Genomic DNA, 19,082 nt, shown 5'->3' on the forward strand with positions numbered 1-19,082 from the left:
GTGAGGGGTGTCTCTCCGCATACTCATTTGCAAGTGTGAGCGCGGAGAGAACCCCTCATCCGGCGCTTCGCGCCACCTTCTCCCACAGGGGGAGAAGGAAGAAAGCAAGAACCGCTTACCCGGCCTCCCGCTCCTCGGTCGGATAGACCCCGCGCAGCACCTCCTCGAAATGCATCTTCACCGCATCGTTGCACAGGCAGGCGCGCAGCCTCAGGCCGTCGCGGTTGCGGACCAGGATCGAGCCGCGCCGCGTGTCGAGCACGCCTTCGGCCTTGAACGACTGAAGCACGCGGCTGGCATAGGAGCGGCCAACGCCGAGCAAAGTCGCGAGCTGTTCGTGGGTCAGCGGCACACTGGTCTCGTCGCCGGTCCGCTCCATCGCCGCCAGGATCCATTTGGCGGTGCGCTGCTCGATCGAATGGATCGCGTTGCAGGCGGTCGACTGGAAGATCTGGGCCAGCATGCAATCGGCATAGCGGGCAAAGACGTTGCGCAGCGACGCCGAGCGCAGCTTGGCCGCTTCCAGCTTGGCAACGTGAATGCGCGCAAACGGTCCGCCGAATTTGACGCAGATCCGGGTATAGGCCGGCAGAAACCCCTCGCTGACGATGCCGCCCACCGCGCCTTCGCGGCCGACCAGAATGGTTTCGACGTCGCGGCCATCCTCGTTGGGGACGAGGAAAGTCGCGAGCGACGGGCCGCAGGGGAAGTGGACCACCTGCACGTCATCGCCGGGATTGTAGAGCAAGTGCCCGGCTGCAGAGTCCTCGACGGTCACGTGCGGCGCCACGAGGCCGTAGTCGACCTGACTCAAACGCCGCAGCAGATTGTTGGCCGGCCGGCTCTCGACCTCGGTGATCTTGCCGATACGCGCATCCATTCTGAACTCCCACCCTTCCTCCCACCTTAGCGAGTTCCATCCGTTTCCTGTGTGCACAAGTGGACAGACCAGAGAACGATGATGTGGTGAGTTTCGTTCCGGGAACCCTCCGATGCGCTGCGCGCAGGCATCGTGTCGCGGCAGTCCTGATCCAAAAACCCCCAAACCAAGATGCGATCATGGTACCTGCACACTCCAATGGCACAGGCTGGCCGGCCGATGTTCTGATCGTCGAGGACGATCCGATCATCGCGATCGATTTCGAGGATCGCCTGCTCGGATTTGGTGTGGCCGCCGTGCGGACCGTGGGTTCGGTGACGCAGGCGTTGAACGCCATCGCCAAACGGAGACCCGATTTCGCGCTGCTCGATGTCGAGCTGATCCGCGAGACAAGCTTTGCGATCGCCGAGCGGCTCATTGCGCTGAAGGTTCCGTTCGTGTTCGTCACCGGCTACGGCGCCGAGGTGCGCATCCCGCCCGGATTGGCGGGCCGGCCCCGGCTGCAGAAGCCGTGCTCGAGCGAGGCGCTGGAGGCGGCGCTGCAGGCACGGGACACCTGATCGCTACTTGCCGGAGCGAATGCAGAGCTCGGCGAGGGCGGTCTCGACGCCCTTGAAGAAGGTGTGCGGAAGCGGCGGCGGCGATGAGGCTTTCTTGATCGCCGCACTCTGCGCAATCGCCTCTTGATCGGACAATTGCAGGAAACGTTTCAGCGCCTTCGAGCGACTCTTCCTGGCGAATGTCTCCAACCGCTCTTCCGTTGCATCGGTCGGATTGAGACGGAGCAGAGCTTCGTTGCCTGTCTGCAATGGATAGACCCCTCCAAGTTTCACGCGGGCGATCACGTTGTAGCGGTCGAAATGCTCGAAGATCAAATCCAGGATCTTCGCCTGACGTATCGGCTCTTCCATCGCGAGATAGCGCTTCACATCCGGATTGCTCTTCAGGCTTTCCAATTCGGCTGCGCCGGCAAATGGATTGTCGGAGGTCTGCCGGTCGATGAACGCCGATGCGCCATCCAGCATATGCGTGCCCCATCTGATGACGATATCGCGGCCGCGCGGTTCGAGCTGGTCGGCAGCCAACCCCTTGTCCGTCAGACATGCCGGGTCGGCGCTTGCGCGCAGTGACTTGCCGAGCTCGGCGGTCAGCGCCTTGCCGTAAGGCGAAGCGAGGGCCTCGCGCACCAGCGTCGCTCTGTCCTGAGCCTTCTCTTGGGTCTGCGCGCATGTGGGGGATGCTGCGCTCAGCAGCAGCGCGATAACGATCGTTGGGCGGCTGAACGGCACGGTATCAACTCGAACATGGCTCGGACGGCATCACGCCCTCGAAAATGCGCTGGCGCTCGCAATTGTCGTCCGGGCCGGCCGGAGGGTTCATCCGGCTTCGAATTGGCCGTCACGCAAGCTTCGGATCGAGCGTGGTCGACCACAGCGCGACGTCGGCGCGATCGCGCAGGGTCACCGTCATCCGGCCGGACGCGCCGTCGATCTTGACGTGACCAAAGAACTGCATGCCGGCGGATGGCGGCAGGTTCTGGCTATCCTTGCCCGGCGCCTTGACGAAGCGCACCTCGGGGCCAAAGGTATTGTCGAGCGCGTTCGGGCCGAACGTGCCCGCGTGCAGCGGGCCCGAGACGAACTCCCAGAACGGCTCAAACTCCTGGAATTGCGCCTTGTTCGGATCGTAATAATGCGCGGCGGCGTAGTGCACGTCCGCGGTCAGCCACACCGTGTTGCTGATCGGCGCCATCTTGATGAAGCGCAGGATGTCGGCGATCTCGAACTCGCGGCCACGCACCGGGCCGTCGCCCTGCGCAACGGCTTCCGAGCCGCCCTTCGGCGTGTCGGAGACGATCAGGCCGATCGGCATGTCCGATGCGATCACCTTCCATGTCGCGCGTGAATTCAGCAGGCCGCGCTTGAGCCAGGCGATCTGCTCCGGGCCAAGGAAATAGCTGGCGGGGCCATAGGCGGTTTCGAGATTGGCACCGTTCGGCCCGCGATAGCTGCGCTCGTCGAGCACGAATACGTCGAGATGCGGGCCGTAGGAGATCTGGCGATAGACGCGGCCGGGTTCAGTGATGCTCTCCCGCATCGGGTACATCTCGTGGAACGCCCGGCCCGCGCGAGCTGCGAGCAGTGAGATGTCGCGCACCTTGTAGGCGGCCGGCAAGTCTTTCGACAGCGACCAGTTGTTGGTGACCTCGTGGTCGTCCCACTGCACGAAGACCGGCACCTCGGCATTGAAGGCGCGGAGATTGTCGTCGGTGAGATTGTATTTGTACGCGGCGCGGTACTCGTCCAGCGTCTCGGCGACCTTGGCTTTCTCCGGAATGGTGAGATTCTTCCAGATCTTGCCGTCGGCGAGCTTCACCTCGGGTTGGATCGGACCGTCGGCATAGATCGTGTCGCCCGAGTGCAGGAAGAAATCCGGCCGGTGCTTGCGCATGGTCGAGAAGGTGACCATGCCGCCGTCGTCGGAATTGATGCCCCAGCCCTGCCCTGCGACGTCGCCGCCCCAGACGAAGCTGACGTCGCGGCGGTCGGCCGGCGCGGTGCGGAAGTGGCCGGTCACCGCCTCGCCCTCGATCGCGCTGTGGGAGAGATCGCGGAAGCGGACGCGGTAGAAGATGTCCTGGCCGGCGGGTAGATTTTCGACCAGCATCTTGGCGGTGAAGTCGCTCTCGGGCAGCGCCGCAATCGGCGGCAATGCGCGGACGTTCTTGAAGGACTCGCTCGTGGCGACCTCGACCAGCATCTGCGATGGACGGTCGGCGCGCGCCCACACCACGCCGCCATCGACGGTGATGTCGCCCGCTTGCACGCCGTGGGTGACCGCCGGCCGATCAGCCGCGCGCGAAAGATACGGCATCGCCAGCGTGCCGAGCGCACCGGCGCTGCTGGTGAGGAAGCGGCGGCGGGAGAATGTGATGGTCATGAGGCTCCGACCCCGGGCTTGCGGTCGAGTCCGTCATTCCGGGGCGCGCGTAGCGCCGACCCGGAATCCATGTCTCCCCGCGAATGCTGCGCAATGGATTCCGGGTTCGATGCTTCGCATCGCCCCGGAATGACGTTGGGAGCTATATTGAGACAATGTGACGCAGCAATAACGCGCTCGGGCTCACGCGTTGCCGGCGGCCCGGAACTGCGCGCTGGCACGTTGCAGGTTCGGCGGCAGGCTGAACAACACAGCCTTGCGGTCGGCGACGGCGGCGTGGAATTGGTCGAGTGCGATGTTGAAGGCGGTGAGCGCGGCTTCCTCGATCGCGCCGTGATCGAAGCAGCGCAGCGTGTCGCGCAGGATCTCGTCGGCCTCGGTCTGCATCTGGTCGAGCTCTTCGGTCGTCTCGCACTTGCGTGCCGCGGCGATCATGTCGAGCAAGCGTTCGCGCTGGTGATTGTTGTTGTCGCGCTCGTCCTTCTTCAGATAGCCGGCGAACCAGGCGCCGACCGAGCCCATGGCCGAGAGCGCCATCAGGCTCCACCAGATGTAATCGCTGTATTTGTCGAGGAAGGTCTTCTCCTCGCCGTCGACGAAAGCGGCCGCACCCGGATGCACCGGGATCACCGCATCCTTGTCGGTGTCGGGCGTTTCGATCTTCGCCGCCAGCGGGAATTCCGTCACCAGTTGCTGGCGCACGGCGAAGAGCTGGCGCGTGAACGCTGCGATGTCGGCCTCGGACACGCCTTTGCGCGCTACGATGTGGTGCGCGAAGCTGATGGTCTTGACCTCGTCCTCGGGACGGTCGGGCGAGCCGCCGTAGGTGCCGGCGGGGATCTCGCCCGCTTCATAGACTGGATGGTTTTGCGCGATCGCATCGGCGGAATCGATGGCGAGGAAGGTTGGCGTGCCGCCCTCCCTGACCGATGCCGAGATCGCGTCCGCCGTGATCTTGCTGTTGACCGGGCCTGCTGCGAGATAGACGTCGGCCTTCTGCGCCTTGATCGCCTCGGCAACTTCATTGACGGGAAATTGCACGATCTCGACCTTGGCCGGGTCGACGCCGTATTGGTGCAGGATCACCTTGAGCAGATTGACGTTGGCCTGGGTGCGGCCGACGACGCCGATGCGGTGGCCGGCGAGTTGCGCGACCTTGGTGATCTTCGCGCCCTTCTTCTTGCCCTTGGCGGGCACGGACCACAGCACCACGACGTTCTTGCGCAGGGTCGCGACCGCCTGCGCGTTCTTCGGCACGTCGAGATCGCCACGCACGATGGCGAGATCGACCTTGCCTTCGGCGAGCGCATTGGCGCTGGCGGTTGCGCCGTCGGTCTGGATCGGGCGCAGCCGCACATAGCTCTTGTGCTGCGCGAAGCCTTGCGTCAGCGCCTGCACGACCTTGACGTCGTCGCTGTTGGCGGGGCCGACCGCGATTCTGAGCGTCACGGGACGCATCGCGAAGTAATAGCCGCCTGCGACCACGCCAACGATCGCAAGCAGGAACGCCAGAGACACGAGCGCCGTCTTCCGCGCCGCGGATCGCGGCGAAGGCGGAGGGGGCGTTTCGGCCAGGTCCAATCCCCCGGTCATCGGTCTCCCAAACAGGCGCTTCAGGCTCGGTTTCATCTTGGCCGGCGATTTACGCCCGCAATTGTAGCAAATTTCTTGTCCGGCGGGGTTACATCTCCGTCATGGTTAGCGGATGCAGGAAATCCCGTATGAACCGGGGCGCCGGGGCGGTGTTAGAGTAAAGTTCCCCCTAGAGGACGGAGACGACCATGGCAGAACGGCTCTCGGCGGAGGCGCGCAGGCAGGCGCTGGGCGGACTATCCGGTTGGACTGACGTCCAAGGCCGCGACGCCATCGGGAAGACCTTTGTCTTCAAGGATTTCAACGAGGCGTTCGGCTTCATGACCCGCGCCGCGCTGGTCGCCGAGAAGATGGATCACCACCCCGAATGGCGCAACGTCTACAAGACGGTGGAGGTGGTGCTGTCGACCCACGATGCCGGCGGCGTCACCGCGCGCGACATGGCGCTCGCCAAGGCGATGAACGCCATCGCAGGCTGACACCAAGCAGACGTCTTGAAGCAGACGTCTTGCAGGGACCGGCTGCATCCCCATCTTGTGATCAGCCGGGATCGGGCGGTCCTCCGCCTCCCGCAGAACGGGGAGCATTTGAGCATGGCTGCCGAGCACAGCGTTGGCTTCGAGCCGGCCGATCGGCTCGCGGAAGATCGCGAGAGCGTGCGCCGCCGCTTCTGGCGCAAGCTGAAGCGGGTCGCTGCGCATCTGCCGTTCGCGGAGGATCTACTTGCCGCCTATTACTGCGCGTTCGACCGGCAGACGCCGCGTCACGTCCAGGCTTCGCTGCTCGGTGCAATCGCCTATTTCGTCCTGCCGTTCGATTTCGTCGCGGACGTGATGCCCATGCTCGGCTTCGCCGATGACGCCGCCGTGCTCGCCACCGCCATCCGCATGGTTGCCAGCCACATCACGTACGAGCATCGCGAGGCCGCCCGCGCCGCGCTGAAGCGTGGGGTCGGCGAGGCGGACGGCAAAGCAGAAGTCGCGTAGCCTACGCGACTTCAATCACCTGCATCAGCTCACGGATGCAAGATCACCTTGCCCATGGCTTGCCGTCCCGCCAGCACCTTCAGCGCATCCGCCGTCTGCGCCAGCGGGAAGGTGCGGTCGACATGCGATGAGATCTTGCCTTCCGCGGTCCACTTCACCAGCTTCTCGAGATTGGCGCGATTCTTTGCCGGGTTGAGCCGGGTCCAGGCGCCCCAGAACACGCCGCGGATGTCGCAGCCCTTCAGGAGCGCGAGGTTCAGCGGCATCTTGGGAATGTCGCCGGCGGCAAAGCCGATCACGAGGAAGCGGCCTTCCCATGCGATCGAGCGCAGCGCCTGTTCGGCGTAAGCACCACCGACGGGATCGAAGATGATGTCGACGCCCTTGCCGCCGGTGAGCTTGCGCAGGCCTTCCTTCAGATCTTCCTTGGCGTAGTTCAGCGTCAGCTCGGCGCCATGCGCCTTGGCGAATTCGAGCTTCTCGTCCGACGAGGCGCAGGCGATCACCTTCAAGCCCATCAGCTTGCCGAGCTCGCAGGCCGCAAGGCCGGTGCCGCCGGCTGCGCCCAGCACCGCGAGCGTCTCGCCCGGCTTGGGGCTGGCGCGATCTTCCAGCGCATGCAGCGCGGTGCCGTAGATGATGATGATGCCGGCCGCGCGGTCGTAGTCGAGATTGTCGGGGATCTTCACGATCGATGCCGCCGGCAGCGCGATCTTCTCGCGTGCGCCGTTGTGGCCGCAGGAGGCGACCACGCGATCGCCGACCTTGAGATCAGTGACACCAGCGCCGATGCTCTCGATCACGCCCGCAACTTCCGCGGCCGGCGAGAACGGGAACGGCGGCTTGATCTGGTACTTGCCCTGGATCATCAGGATGTCGAAGAAATTCAGCGCCGCCGCCTTGATCGCGATCACGGCTTCGCCGGGCCCCGCCACCGGATCGGGCACCTCAGTCAGGACGAGGTCGTCGGGCTGGCAATATTGCGAGCAGAGGATGGCTTTCATGGCGGCACCTTGAGGGCGTTTCGGGTGGAATTATAGTTTGGCCGTTTCTGCCGGATTTAGGCAGTGGCGACAATCCGGATTCTTTGTCTGGGGGTCAGCGACGGCCTATCCTCCGTCGTTGCGAGCGCAGCGAAGCAATCCAGAGTCCGTCCTGCGGAATAGTCTGAATTGCTTCGCGAAGCCCGTCATCGGGCCGCGCTTCGCGCGGACCCGGTGGCTCGCAATGACGATATCCGCGGAGAAAGGATTCAAACGATGTTTAAAACAAGCCTGCTGAAGAACAAGCGCATCCTCATTACCGGGGGTGGTTCGGGTCTCGGCGCTGCGATGGGGCGTCGCTTCCTCGCGCTCGGCGCCGAGCTCGTGATCTGCGGCCGCAAGCTCGAGCGGCTCGAGGCGACGGCGCGCGAGATGCGCGACGAGATCGGCGGCACGGTCATCACCATCGCCTGCGATATCCGCGACGGTGCGGCGGTCGACGGCATGATGGATGCGATCTGGCGCGAGGCGCCGCTCGACATCCTCGTCAACAATGCCGCTGCCACCTTCATCGCACAGAGCGAGCATCTCTCCTTCCGCGCCGCGGACGCGATCCTGGCGCCTACACTGCATGGCGCGATGTATTGCACGCTCGCCGCCGGCAGGCGCTGGATCGAGGCTAACCATCGCGGCGTCGTGCTGTCGATCCTCTCGACCTCCACCATTACCGGCCGCGCCTTCACCGTTCCCTCGGCGATGGCGAAATCCGCACTGCTGGCGATGACCAGGAGTCTTGCGGTGGAATGGGGCCCGAAGGGCATCCGGACCGTGGCGATCGCGCCGGGCCCGTTTCCGACCGCAGGGGCCACCGGGCAGCTCCGTCCCGAAGGCCGCGACGAAGGCTGGACCTCGCGCAATCCGCTCGGCCGCACCGGCGAGCACGGCGAGCTCGCCGATCTCGCCAGCTTCCTGGTCTCGGATCACGCCGCCTACATCAATGGCGAGATGGTGGTGATCGACGGTGGCGCGCATCTGCGCAGTTCCGGCGCCGAGGATTTGCTCGGCTGGACCGAGGCGCAATGGGCCGCGCAACGCGCCGCCCGATCCAGGGCCTAGCCGCCGAAGATACCGCTAACTGCCTTCCCAAATTGAACTTTCCCGGCTATCCCTGCCCGGGGACAAAGCGCGCTCGGGCCATCTTCCAGTCACAATATTGAGGGAACCAACGCGGCATGTGGCGGGTGCTGATTTTAGCTTTGATGACTGGCGTGGCGGCCGGGGGAATCGCCGTGTCTGCGCGGGCGCAGACGGCGCAACCGACGCCCAAGTCCAGTCCAGCTCCAAAAGAGGCGGCACCGAAGCCGGCGGCGCCGCCGGCCAACACCAACGCAAAGGCGGCCCCGAAGCCCGAGAGCAAGCCGGCGGCCCCGGCTGCGGCCGTTGCGGGGGGCGCGGAGCCGACCCTGATCGGGCAGTTCGGCACCTGGGGTGCCTATTCGGCGACGCCGAACGGCAAGAAGGTCTGTTTCGCGCTGGCCAAGCCGTCATCGTCGAAAACCAACCCGCCGAACCGGCCGCGCGACCCCGCCTATGCCTTCGTCTCGACCCGGCCGGCCGAGAAGGTCAACAACGAAGTCTCGGTCATGATCGGCTATGCGCTGAAGCCGGGCTCGGAATCGACCGCCGAGGTCGGCGGCGCTTCCTTCGCCATGTACACGCAGGGGGACGGGCTCTGGATCAAGAACGCGGCCGAGGAGGAGCGGATGGTCGAAGCCATGCGCAAATCCGCCGATCTCGTCGTCAAAGGCGTCTCGGCCAAGGGGACCGAGACGACCGACACCTTCTCGCTGAAGGGCCTCGCCCAGGCGCTCGACAAGATCGCGCAGGATTGCCGGCGTTAAGACTGCGGGCGATAAGGTCGCAATCGGCGGTTCCGGTTGTTATATAGGGGCCGTTCCAGATTTCTTCGTCATTCCGGGGCGCGCACAGCACGAACCCGGAATCTCCGAGGTTCCGGGTCTGGTCCTCAGGGTCGCTTCGCGATCTCTTCGGACCATCCCGGAACGACCAAGCCATTAGGTCCATTCAATGCAACCGACGACCGAGCCGCACAACGGCCTCCTGGTGGAGAAGACCCCGCTCGAAACCTATGTGCCGCCGGCCAAGCCGTCGCTGATCGGCCTGTCGCGCACCGAGCTTGCCGATCGGCTCGGCGAGATCGGTGTCGCGCCGGCCCAGCGCAAGATGCGGGTGCAGCAGCTATGGCACTGGCTCTATTTCCGCGGCGCCCAGAGTTTTGACGAGATGAGCTCGATCTCGAAGGGCATCCGCGCCGAGCTCGCGCAGCATTTCACCGTGGACCGGCCGGAAGTCGTGGCCGAGCAGATCTCCAACGACGGCACTCGCAAATGGCTGTTGCGCCTGCCGAGCGGCGACAATGTTCAGAAGGCGCATGAAGTCGAATGCGTCTACATCCCCGAGACCGACCGCGGCACGCTCTGCGTTTCCTCGCAGGTCGGCTGCACGCTCAATTGCGCCTTCTGCCACACCGGCACCCAGCGCCTGGTGCGCAACCTCACCGCCGGCGAGATCGTCGGCCAGGTGATGGTCGCGCGCGACCGTCTCAACGACTGGGCCGATCGCGAGGACGGCACGCGCCGCGTCACCAACATCGTGATGATGGGCATGGGCGAGCCGCTCTACAATTTCGACGCGGTGCGCGATGCGCTTCTGATCGTCGGCGACAACGAAGGCATCGGCATCTCCCGCCGCCGCATCACGCTGTCGACCTCGGGCGTGGTGCCGAACATCGTGCGGGCCGGCGAGGAGATCGGCGTCATGCTCGCGATCTCGCTGCACGCGGTGCGCGACGAGCTGCGCAACGAGCTGGTGCCGCTCAACCGCAAATATCCGATCAAGGAGCTGCTGCAGGCCTGCCGCGACTATCCCGGCGCATCGAACGCGCGCCGCATCACCTTCGAATATGTGATGCTCAAGGGCGTCAACGATTCGCTCGACGATGCAAAACTGCTGGTAAAGATGCTCAAGGGCATTCCGGCCAAGATCAACCTGATCCCGTTCAATCCCTGGCCCGGCACCGCCTATGAATGCTCCGACTGGGACCAGATCGAAAAGTTCTCCGAATATATCTTCAACGCCGGCTATTCCTCGCCGGTGCGCACCCCGCGCGGCCGCGACATCCTCGCCGCCTGCGGCCAGCTCAAGTCGGAGACGGAAAAGCTCTCGGCGCGCGAGCGCCAGGCGCTGCGCGCCATGGCGATGACGGATTAGGTCGGGATGCCCACGCTCCCGCCTCCTCGTCATTGCGAGCGCAGCGAAGCAATCCAGAATATCTCCGCGGCCTCAGTCTGGATTGCTTCGTCGCATCAGCGCAAAATTGCTGCGCAATTTTGTCGCGAGCTCCTTGCAATGACGGCGAGGTGATTTTGACGTCATGTCCCTGATCGGCCGCCTCGTCGTCATCTTCATCGGCTTCCTCGCCGCCTGCTTTGTCGGCGGCATGATCGTCGTCGTCGCGCTGCTGTTTCCGGAATTCGCCGATCTCGGCGCCGGTCCGGTCGACCAGGGCACGATCGACATCCTGCTCGGCTTCGGCTTCATCTTCGTGTCGGGCTTTGCGCTGGTGCCGGCGGCGGTGATCGTCGCGATCACCGAAGCGCTCTATATCCGCAGTGCGATCGCCTATGCGGTCGGCGGCGGCCTTGTCGGGCTCGCCTGCTATCTCGGCCTCGTTCCGTTCCATTCCGACACGCTGCAGTTCGAGGGCATCGTCCGGCGTCACCTGGAGATCATGACCGGCGCGGGCATCGTTGCCGGCTTCGTCTACTGGCTGATCGCCGGCCGCAACGCCGGCGCCTGGCGCATCCCGCCGCCCCCGCGCAAACCACCGCCGCCATTGCCGGCGAATTCAAGGCCGGGCCCGCGGTGAGTTTCCTACCCTCCCCTGGGGTTTCCATCCCCGCCCCACTCCGCTAAACCGCGCGCCATGAACAGGACTGGACTCTTCATCGCCCTGGCGCTGTGGCTCGTGATCGGCGTCGTCTTCGGCCTCTATCCCGAGCTCGACCTCAAGCTCGCTTCGCTGTTCTTCGACGCGGAGACCAAGACGTTTCCGCTCAAGCTGAACGGCTGGGCCGGCTTTGCGCGCGATGCGGCGATGTGGATCGCCTGGGCCTTCGCCCTTCCCTCGATCGTCGCGCTCGTGGTCAAGATGATCCGGCCCGACCGGCCGCTGATGGTGCCGGGGCGTACGGTCATCTTCCTGCTGGTGACGATGACCATGTCGGCCGGTATTTTGACCAACCTGACGTTCAAGAATTATTGGGGCCGTCCGCGTCCGGTGGTGGTGACCGAGTTTGCCGGCGATCAGCAATTCGTGCCGTGGTGGGATCCGCGCGGCACTTGCGGGCGCAATTGCTCGTTCTTCTCCGGCGAAGGCGCGACGGCGTTCTGGACGCTGGCGCCGGCCGCGCTGGCGCCGCCGGCGTGGCGGCCGCTCGCCTATGCCGCCGCCGTGGTGTTCGGCGCCTTGACCAGCGCCCTGCGCATGGCCTTCGGCGGGCACTTTTTCACGGACGTGTCGATCGCCGGCCTCGTCACCTTCGTCGTGATCTGGTTCGCCTACGCGCTGATTTACCGCTGGCCGCGGACGCGGTTCTCGGACGAAGCGGTGGATGCCGCCCTGACCCGGTTGAACATGCCCGCTTACCGGCTCCGCCAGCGCCTGTTCGGCCGCAAGACCGACCCCGAGCCCTCGGTTTGAGCCATTAAAGGGGTGCCGAGCCCCGCGAAATTTGATATTCGCGCGGTCGAACGCACCCATCACATCAGCTTGAGACCCGATTGGAAGCCCCATGACCACGATCCTGAAAAGCCTGCCCAAGGGTGAGAAAGTCGGCATCGCTTTTTCGGGCGGCCTCGACACCTCTGCGGCGCTGCTCTGGATGAAGCAGAAGGGGGCGCGCTGCTACGCCTACACCGCCAATCTCGGTCAGCCGGATGAAGCCGACTACAACGAGATCCCGCGCAAGGCGATGGAGTTCGGCGCCGAGAACGCGCGCCTCGTCGATTGCCGCACGCAGCTGGTCCACGAGGGCATCGCCGCGATCCAGTCCGGCGCCTTCCACATCTCGACCGGCGGCATCACCTATTTCAACACCACGCCGCTCGGCCGCGCCGTCACCGGCACGATGCTGGTCGCAGCGATGAAGGAAGACGGTGTCAACATCTGGGGCGACGGCTCGACCTTCAAGGGCAACGACATCGAGCGCTTCTACCGCTACGGCCTGCTCACCAATCCCGGCCTGAAGATCTACAAGCCCTGGCTCGACCAGCAGTTCATCGACGAGCTCGGCGGCCGCGCCGAGATGTCGGCATTCATGACCGCGCAAGGCTTCGCCTACAAGATGAGCGCGGAGAAGGCGTATTCGACCGACAGCAATCTGCTCGGCGCCACCCATGAGGCAAAGGATCTCGAGAGCCTCGACAGCGGCATCAAGATCGTCACCCCGATCATGGGCGTGCCGTTCTGGCGCGACGACTGCGCAGTCAAGGCCGAGAAGGTCGTGGTGCGTTTCGAGGAAGGGCAGCCGACCGCGCTGAACGGCCAGACCTTCTCCGATCCGGTCTCGCTGTTCCTCGAGGCCAACGCGATCGGCGGTCGTCACGGCCTCGGCATGAGCGACCAGATCGAGAACCGCATCATCGAGGCCAAGAGCCGGGGCATCTATGAGGCGCCCGGCATGGCGCTGCTGCACATCGCCTATGAGCGCCTCGTCACCGGCATCCACAACGAGGACACGATCGAACAGTACCGGATCAGCGGCATGCGCCTGGGGCGCCTGCTCTATCAGGGCCGCTGGTTCGATTCGCAGGCGTTGATGCTGCGCGAGACCGCACAGCGCTGGGTCGCGCGCGCCGTCACCGGCCAAGTCACGCTCGAGCTGCGCCGGGGCAACGATTATTCGATCCTCAACACCGAGAGCCCCAACCTTACCTATGCGCCGGAGCGGCTGAGCATGGAGAAGGTGGAGGACGCCGCCTTCACGCCGGCCGACCGCATCGGCCAGCTCACCATGCGCAACCTCGACATCGCCGACACCCGCACCAAGCTCGGTCTCTATTCGAAGACCGGCCTGTTGTCGGGCAGCGAAGGCTCGCAGATCTTCCGGCTCGAGAGCGACAAGGGCTGAGGCTTTCCGGAGCCCGGATTGCGCTTCGCTCCATCCGGGCACCGAGCTTAATGACGCTGTCATTCTCGGCCGCTACGCTTTCACTGTTGGAAACGGGATTGCGGAGCATCGCACATGGTCAGGGGATCGGCACTCGCCTCTCTCATTGTTCTCTGTTGGGCATCATCATCGTCGGCGCAGACGATCTATCCGATCGATCGCGCCGAGATCCTGGCCGGAGCCAAGTTCGACTTCAAGGTCGAGCTCCCGGGGCTGATCGATCCCGCCAAGTTGAAGGTGACGGTGAACGGCGCGGATTACGCGGCCGCGTTCGGCCGCTCCGGAACCTTCGTCGAGCGCGAGGACGGCAAGGAGCAGTCGGCCCTGGTCCTGCGCGACGTCACGCTGACCAAGCCGGGCAGCGTAAACGTGGATGTGAGCGACGGCACGCGCCAGCGCAGCGTCACATGGACGGTTTACGACACCGGCCCGCGCAAGGCGAAGAACGTCATCCTGTTCATCGGCGACGGCATGTCGCCGGCGCATCGGGTCGCCGCGCGAATCCTGTCCAAGGGCATTTCGGAAGGCAAGAGCCGCGGCAAGCTCGCCATCGACGACATGCCCCATATGGCGCTGGTGGCAACCGCCGGCTCGGACTCGATCATCACGGACTCCGCGAACTCGGCGAGCGCCTATGCGACCGGGCACAAGAGCGCCGTCAATGCCCTCGGCGTCTATGCCGACCGCAGCGCGAGCCCGCTCGACGATCCCAAGGTCGAAACCATCACCAGCCTCGCCAAAAGGCGGCTCGGCATGGCGATCGGTGTCGTCACCAATACCGAGATCGAAGACGCGACGCCGGCGGCGATGGTCGCGCACACCCGCCGGCGTGCCGCCTATGACGACATCGTCGAGCAGTTCTTCGCGGCAAAGCCGGATGTGATGATGGGCGGCGGCAGCGCGAATTTTCTGCCGAAGTCGGCTGCCGGCTCCAAGCGCAAGGACGAGACCGACTACATCGCGAAGTTTCGCGATGCCGGCTATCAGGTGGCGACCACCGCGGGCGAGCTCAGCGCCTCCGCCGCCAAGCAGGAGACGAGCAAGCTGCTCGGCCTGTTCGCCACCGGCAACATGGACGGCGCGCTCGACCGCAAATTCCTCAAGGGCGGCGGCGTCAAGAAATTCCCCGAGCAGCCTGATCTGACCGAGCAGGTGCAGGCGGCGTTGAAAATCCTCTCGAAGAACGAAGCCGGCTTCTTCCTGATGGTCGAATCCGGAATGATCGACAAATACGCGCATTTGCTCGACATGGAGCGCGCGGTCTACGACACGATCATGCTCGACAACGCGGTGCGTCAGACGCGCGAATGGGCGCGCGCACGCGGCGACGACACCCTCATCCTGGTGCTGGCCGATCACAATCACCCCAACAGCCTGGTCGGCACGGTGAACGACGACATGGGCACGACGCCCAACGTGCCCTTGCGCGAGCGCGTCGGGGTCTACGATCAGGCCGGATTCCCCAACTATCCCGCGCCGGATGCGGAAGGTTATCCGTCACGCATCGACGTGAGCCGCCGGCTTGCCATCTTCTCGGCGAGCCTGCCCGATCATTACGAGACGTTCCGTCCGAAGCTCGACAATCCCAACGAGCCGACCGTCAAGGCCGGCGACGACGGCACCTTCAAGGCCAACGACAAATACAAGGAGGTCCCGGGCGCGGTGCTGCGCCCCGGCAATCTGTCGTCGCTGGTCGGCGCCAGCGTGCATTCGGGCGAGGACGTCATTGTCACGGCGGCGGGCCCGGGGAGCGAGCGCGTGCACGGCTCGATGGACAATACCGAAGTGTTCCGCGTCATGGCCGAGGCGCTGGGATTGGCTGCGCGAGAATGATGGGGGCGACTGGCCAACCTGGGCCCAATCACATTCCTGCCGCTGGCGAGCGCGGCAGGACGGGCCGCCCTGGTCCGCTCACGTTCCATCAATTCACGACGAGTGAGGCGGCGTGAAGACCAGCTTCACGCAGCTGCGGAAGAGCAGGATCTGTCGCTCCAGCCGCTTCGGGTCGTTGAGCGTCTTCGACATGATGATTGCGCCGTCGACCACGCACGAGATCATCTCCGCGAGATCGTCGAGGTCGATCGGCTCGCGGGGCGGATAGACCGCGGCGATGCCGTCGAGAATCTCGCGGAAGTGCGCATTCCAGCTCCGGACCGATTGTGCAGTCAGATCGCGAACATCGCGGTCGAACAAGCGCTCCTGGTAGCAGATGCTGGCGATCAGACAGCCGGGATGGCCGTTCGGCAGATCGGCCATGACTTCAGCGAGTAGTTTCAGCGAGATCAGGAACGACTGCAGCGGGTCGTCGGAGAGCTCGCGTCCGCGCCTGAAGATCTCGTCGAACAGGCGGTCATTCGTATCCACGTAGCGACGCAGCATCTCCCGTGCGAGCGCGTTCTTGTCCCTGAAGTGATAGAAGAACCCGCTCTTGGTCAGTCCGGCCTCGGCAATGACCTCCTCGATCGAGGTGGCGCCGAAGCCCTTTGCGAGCACCGCCGCTTCCGCGATCTCGAGAATGCGCTCGCGCGTCGCTTCGCCCTTTCCCATTGATGTCTCCAGAACTGTACCGACGGTGCGGAAATTGGTTCTTGGGGCCAAGGCCCACTCCGCGTGACTCGTGCAAATCATTGATTTGTCTCCGCTTGCGGGTAGAAGTTCAGCCGCACCACGGGGCTTCTAGAGCGACGCGACATTATGCGGCACCAAATGCCGCGACCGAACACGGGCCTAGCGCGACCGAGTGAAGAGAGCGGGCCCGTCCAAATGATGGAGCGATCAATGGCCAGATACAGACATGGTCTGCCGCAGCGCGGCGGCGGCATTTTCCTGACCGATGGCGGCATGGAAACAACTCTCATCTTTCAGCACGGGCTGGAGCTGCCCCACTTTGCGGCATTCGTGCTGCTCGACAGCGCGGATGGCCGCGCGCATTTGAGGCAGTACTACGAAGCCTACCTGCGTATCGCGCGGCAGCATGGGCTCGGCTTTGTCCTCGACAGTCCGACCTGGCGCGCCAACCCCGATTGGGGCGCCAAGCTCGGCTATGATGCGGCCAGGCTTAAGGCCATCAACATGCGCGCCATCCGCTTCCTCGACGAGTTGCGCGGCGTCTGGGAGTTGCCCGGCACGCCTTGCGTCATCAATGGCGCGATCGGTCCGCGAGGCGACGGCTACAAGGCCGGCAACATGGACGCGGCGGAGGCGGAAACCTACCACTCAGGCCAGATTGCGGCCTTCGCCGAGGCGGGCGCCGACATGGTGACTGCATTCACGCTGAACAGCATCAACGAAGCCGTGGGCGTGGTCCGTGCAGCCAAGAGGCAGGACATTCCGGTCGCCATCTCTTTCACGGTCGAAACCGATGGCCGCCTCGTCCGGGGAGAGTCGCTGCGCGAGGCGATCGAGGCGGTCGACGACGCAACTGAACGTGCCTGCGAATACTTCCTGATCAATTGCGCGCACCCAACTCACTTCGAGAGTGCACTCGCCGCAGGCGAGGCGTGGGTGCAGCGCATCCACGGCATCAGAGCCAATGCATCGGTCAAGAGCCATGCCGAGCTCGACGAATCGGAGGCGCTGGACAGTGGTGATCCCCAAGATCTCGGCCGCCGCTACCATTTGCTCAGGCGCGCATTCCCCGGCATGCGCATTCTCGGCGGCTGTTGCGGCACCGATCACCGGCATGTTGCCGCCGTTTGCGAGGCATGCCTGCCGTCGGAAGCAATGACGGCGTGACAAGAAAAATGGCCGGGATCGCTCCCGGCCATTGTCTTCTTGCGAAGGTCTTACTGGCGCGGCGGAGGCGCCGCGTTGGCCTGGTCGCCGTTGAGCAACGGCGTGATGCGACGGACGGTGACGCGCCGGTTGATCAGGCTCGCGCCTTGCGTCTGCTCCTTCAGATACTGCTCGCCATAGCCCTGCGACGTCAGGTTCTCCGCGGGCACACTGAATTGCTGCGTCAGCAATTCGGCTGCGGCCTGCGCGCGGCGATCCGACAGCGACAGATTGTCGACCTCGTTGCCGACCGCATCGGTGTGGCCCTCGATCAGGAACACCTCCTGCGGGTTGGCCTGGAGCGCCTGGTTGATGCCGTCGGCGATCACTTGCAGCCGCGCCGCCTGATCCGGCGGAATGGTCCACGATCCGGTCTCGAAGTTGATCGTGTTGACGTCGATGCTCGGCATCTGCATGCGAACATTCGGGCTGTAGCGGATCTCGTCGAGCGAGTAGCGCCGGTCGATCCGCTGCACCGGCGGAGCCCGCATCGTTTCGTAGATCACCTGCGGCGGCGCCTCCTGGGCGTCGACGATGTAGCGATCGTAGGGAATGTTGACCACCGGCGGCGGCACGTCGACGTAGAAGCCGCCGACCGCCCGCGGATCGCGGTAGGTGTTGTCGATGATCACGATCTCGCGTCCGCGCGGGTCCCGGCGGATACGACGCAGGAGCGAGCCGTCCGGCCCGACCACGGTGATCACCTCGCTGCCGTCGGGACGGATCACGACGGTGCGGGTTTCGCCGCCGACGGTGTCGGTGCGGATGTCGCGGGCGCCATAGCGGAAGCGATAGAGATCGTTGCCGCGGACGTAAGCCTGCCCGCCCGGATCGCGGATGATGATGCGGTCCGGCTCGGTGTAGACGGTGCGGCCGCCTTCGACGACCTCGCGCCGCTGGTTATGGATATCGGCGATGGTGGCGCCGATCACGGCGCCGGCCACCACGCCCGCGCCGATCGCGAGCGGCGTCAGGTCACGCTGCTGCGGACGCGGCGGCGGCGGCAGGGGCGCGGCGACTGTCGGCGCGGCGCGGAAAGCCGGCGCGACCGTCGGCGGTCTGTATTGTGCCCGGTCGGGCGGCGGCGCTGCGGCCGGCGTGCCGGGCACCACGGTCGGAGCCGCGGCGCCGGCCGGAGGTGCCGACGGCCGGGCGGGCGCACCAGCCTGCGGCGGCGCAGCCGGAGTCCCGGCGGCGGGCGCGCCGGCAGGAGGCGTTCCACCCTGCTGCCCCGGGGCTGGCGTCGCTGTCGGGGCCGGGGTTGCGCCGGGCGCGGGCGTTGCCGACCCCGGACGTCCGGGCGGCGGGGGTGGCGGCGTGCTGCCGGGCGCGGGCGTTGCCGTTGGAGCGGGCGTGGCGCCGGGTGCGGGTGATCCCGGCGGGGGCGGCGGCGCGCCAGGACGTACGCCGGGCGGAGGTGCGCCGGGGCGACCAGCCGGCGGTGCGCCGGGCGTGCTGCCGGGAGCCGGCGTTGCGGTTGGCGCAGGTGGCGTCGTCGGTGTCGGTGTCGCCGTTGGAGCCGGCGTGACTGCCGGCGCAGGCGCGCCGGGGCGGGCCGGGGGCGCGGCTGTCGGAGCAGGCGGTGTTGCCGTAGGCGCAGGCGCGGGAGTCGGCCGAGCCGGCGGAGCCGCTGCGGGAGGGGGCGGCGGCTCCGCCGGCTCGGCCGACTCCCGCG

Annotated in this window: 18 protein-coding genes; 11 read left to right on the forward strand and 7 right to left on the reverse strand. The window is 65.5% G+C overall.

All coding sequences use genetic code 11. From position 1 onward, the window contains the following. Window positions 1-115: 115 nt before the first annotated feature. Window positions 116-880 (reverse strand): Crp/Fnr family transcriptional regulator, encoded by a 765-nt coding sequence (locus I6F36_RS21440; RefSeq protein ID WP_036002835.1) that lies wholly within the window; start codon window positions 878-880, stop codon window positions 116-118. A 179-nt stretch (window positions 881-1,059) separates the two neighbouring features. Here I6F36_RS21440 and I6F36_RS21445 point away from each other — a divergent pair, with 179 nt between their 5' ends. Next, entirely contained in the window at window positions 1,060-1,440 is a 381-nt protein-coding gene (locus I6F36_RS21445) for a response regulator (RefSeq protein WP_057025841.1), read from the forward strand. Between the two features lie 3 nt (window positions 1,441-1,443). Here the strand turns inward: I6F36_RS21445 and I6F36_RS21450 are convergent, their stop codons facing one another. The 3 genes from I6F36_RS21450 to I6F36_RS21460 form a co-directional block, all read right to left on the reverse strand. Next, a complete protein-coding gene (locus I6F36_RS21450; protein ID WP_225172097.1) occupies window positions 1,444-2,067 on the reverse strand; it encodes a hypothetical protein in 624 nt (207 codons plus the stop codon). Between the two features lie 211 nt (window positions 2,068-2,278). Further along, on the reverse strand, window positions 2,279-3,820 hold the full coding sequence (locus I6F36_RS21455; RefSeq protein ID WP_109142011.1) for an alkaline phosphatase: 1,542 nt from the start codon (window positions 3,818-3,820) through the stop codon (window positions 2,279-2,281). A 183-nt stretch (window positions 3,821-4,003) separates the two neighbouring features. Beyond that, on the reverse strand, window positions 4,004-5,449 hold the full coding sequence (locus I6F36_RS21460) for a TAXI family TRAP transporter solute-binding subunit (protein WP_225172098.1): 1,446 nt from the start codon (window positions 5,447-5,449) through the stop codon (window positions 4,004-4,006). Window positions 5,450-5,601: 152 nt separating this feature from the next. Between I6F36_RS21460 and I6F36_RS21465 the strand changes: the two genes are divergently transcribed. Together I6F36_RS21465 and I6F36_RS21470 are read left to right on the forward strand one after the other, a co-directional pair. Continuing rightward, the gene (locus tag I6F36_RS21465) at window positions 5,602-5,892 is read left to right on the forward strand and encodes a 4a-hydroxytetrahydrobiopterin dehydratase (protein WP_036002826.1); all 291 of its coding nucleotides are present in this window, start codon (window positions 5,602-5,604) and stop codon (window positions 5,890-5,892) included. A gap of 114 nt (window positions 5,893-6,006) precedes the next feature. Further along, the gene (locus I6F36_RS21470; protein WP_225157740.1) at window positions 6,007-6,399 is read left to right on the forward strand and encodes a YkvA family protein; all 393 of its coding nucleotides are present in this window, start codon (window positions 6,007-6,009) and stop codon (window positions 6,397-6,399) included. A 29-nt stretch (window positions 6,400-6,428) separates the two neighbouring features. Here I6F36_RS21470 and I6F36_RS21475 read toward each other — a convergent pair whose 3' ends face one another. After that, the gene (locus I6F36_RS21475; RefSeq protein ID WP_036002812.1) at window positions 6,429-7,403 is read right to left on the reverse strand and encodes an NADPH:quinone oxidoreductase family protein; all 975 of its coding nucleotides are present in this window, start codon (window positions 7,401-7,403) and stop codon (window positions 6,429-6,431) included. Window positions 7,404-7,658: 255 nt separating this feature from the next. Between I6F36_RS21475 and I6F36_RS21480 the strand changes: the two genes are divergently transcribed. The 7 genes from I6F36_RS21480 to I6F36_RS21510 all read left to right on the forward strand — a co-directional run bounded on the left by I6F36_RS21480 (window position 7,659) and on the right by I6F36_RS21510 (window position 15,466). Then, window positions 7,659-8,498, forward strand: coding sequence for an SDR family oxidoreductase (locus I6F36_RS21480; protein WP_225172099.1), 840 nt, complete (start codon window positions 7,659-7,661; stop codon window positions 8,496-8,498). Window positions 8,499-8,614: 116 nt separating this feature from the next. Next, entirely contained in the window at window positions 8,615-9,283 is a 669-nt protein-coding gene (locus tag I6F36_RS21485) for an invasion associated locus B family protein (RefSeq protein WP_036002810.1), read from the forward strand. Between the two features lie 187 nt (window positions 9,284-9,470). Then, window positions 9,471-10,673 carry a 23S rRNA (adenine(2503)-C(2))-methyltransferase RlmN gene (rlmN, locus tag I6F36_RS21490; protein ID WP_036002808.1) on the forward strand — a complete coding sequence of 401 codons (1,203 nt, stop codon included), beginning with the start codon at window positions 9,471-9,473 and terminating at the stop codon, window positions 10,671-10,673. Between the two features lie 163 nt (window positions 10,674-10,836). Continuing rightward, entirely contained in the window at window positions 10,837-11,331 is a 495-nt protein-coding gene (locus tag I6F36_RS21495) for a hypothetical protein (protein WP_225172100.1), read from the forward strand. A 57-nt stretch (window positions 11,332-11,388) separates the two neighbouring features. Beyond that, entirely contained in the window at window positions 11,389-12,165 is a 777-nt protein-coding gene (locus I6F36_RS21500; RefSeq protein ID WP_109142015.1) for a phosphatase PAP2 family protein, read from the forward strand. A gap of 91 nt (window positions 12,166-12,256) precedes the next feature. Then, entirely contained in the window at window positions 12,257-13,594 is a 1,338-nt protein-coding gene (gene argG, locus I6F36_RS21505) for an argininosuccinate synthase (RefSeq protein WP_036024185.1), read from the forward strand. A 114-nt stretch (window positions 13,595-13,708) separates the two neighbouring features. Continuing rightward, the gene (locus I6F36_RS21510) at window positions 13,709-15,466 is read left to right on the forward strand and encodes an alkaline phosphatase (protein ID WP_036024183.1); all 1,758 of its coding nucleotides are present in this window, start codon (window positions 13,709-13,711) and stop codon (window positions 15,464-15,466) included. A 93-nt stretch (window positions 15,467-15,559) separates the two neighbouring features. Here the strand turns inward: I6F36_RS21510 and I6F36_RS21515 are convergent, their stop codons facing one another. Then, window positions 15,560-16,180 carry a TetR/AcrR family transcriptional regulator gene (locus I6F36_RS21515; RefSeq protein WP_074447591.1) on the reverse strand — a complete coding sequence of 207 codons (621 nt, stop codon included), beginning with the start codon at window positions 16,178-16,180 and terminating at the stop codon, window positions 15,560-15,562. A 231-nt stretch (window positions 16,181-16,411) separates the two neighbouring features. Between I6F36_RS21515 and I6F36_RS21520 the strand changes: the two genes are divergently transcribed. Beyond that, window positions 16,412-17,368 carry a homocysteine S-methyltransferase family protein gene (locus tag I6F36_RS21520; RefSeq protein WP_036002790.1) on the forward strand — a complete coding sequence of 319 codons (957 nt, stop codon included), beginning with the start codon at window positions 16,412-16,414 and terminating at the stop codon, window positions 17,366-17,368. Between the two features lie 50 nt (window positions 17,369-17,418). Here I6F36_RS21520 and I6F36_RS21525 read toward each other — a convergent pair. Further along, a partial coding sequence (locus tag I6F36_RS21525) for an OmpA family protein (RefSeq protein ID WP_225172101.1) occupies window positions 17,419-19,082 on the reverse strand: 1,664 nt, incomplete at its 5' end.

The sequence above is a fragment of the Bradyrhizobium sp. BRP19 genome, from assembly GCF_020194195.1.
GTDB classification, from domain to species: Bacteria; Pseudomonadota; Alphaproteobacteria; order Rhizobiales; family Xanthobacteraceae; genus Bradyrhizobium; species Bradyrhizobium yuanmingense.